This window comes from Streptomyces sp. BE303 (assembly GCF_036290945.1).
In the GTDB taxonomy this organism is placed as follows: domain Bacteria; phylum Actinomycetota; class Actinomycetes; order Streptomycetales; family Streptomycetaceae; genus Kitasatospora.
In genome coordinates this window covers 1-446 of sequence record NZ_JAQYWZ010000267.1, presented here as the reverse complement: position 1 = coordinate 446, position 446 = coordinate 1, and the positions used below count along the sequence as shown (strand labels likewise).

Annotated in this window: 1 protein-coding gene; it reads left to right on the top strand. The window is 56.7% G+C overall.

Annotated features, from left to right (window positions below; genetic code table 11):
* Positions 1–194: hypothetical protein (locus PUR56_RS01960; protein WP_329947582.1), on the top strand; the 194-nt coding region annotated here is incomplete at its 5' end.
* Between the last annotated feature and the right edge of the window lie 252 nt (positions 195–446).

Below are 446 nucleotides of genomic sequence, written 5' to 3'. Positions count from 1 at the left end.
TATTTTTTTTTTTGTGGGGGGGGGGGTGTTTGTTTTTTTTGGTGGTTTTTTTTTTGTGTGGGGTGTTTGTGGGGTTGGGGGGGTGTTTTGTTTTTTTTTTTTTGTGTTTTTTGTTTTTTTTTTTTTTTTTGTGTTTGTTGTTTGTTTTGTGTTTTTTGTTTTTGTTGTCTCTTTTTGGTTCCTGTCCTATGTAGCGTGTTCCCCACACGCCCCCCCCCATCTTCTAAGGATCCGGCGACCTCAGAGCTCTTCACCGAGTTATTGACTCGTTCACTGCACGCCGCTCTTCGGCCGTACTCCGCGTTGGAGAGCCGCCGGGCCAGCAGCCGCCGCGTCTCCCGCTCGCGGCCCGGCAGCTCGTCCGGGCGCCCGGAAGGCGGCCGGTCCGCCCGCTGCTGGGCGGACGGCCGCGGGGGGGGGAACGCCCCGGGGTGCGGGCGGGGGGG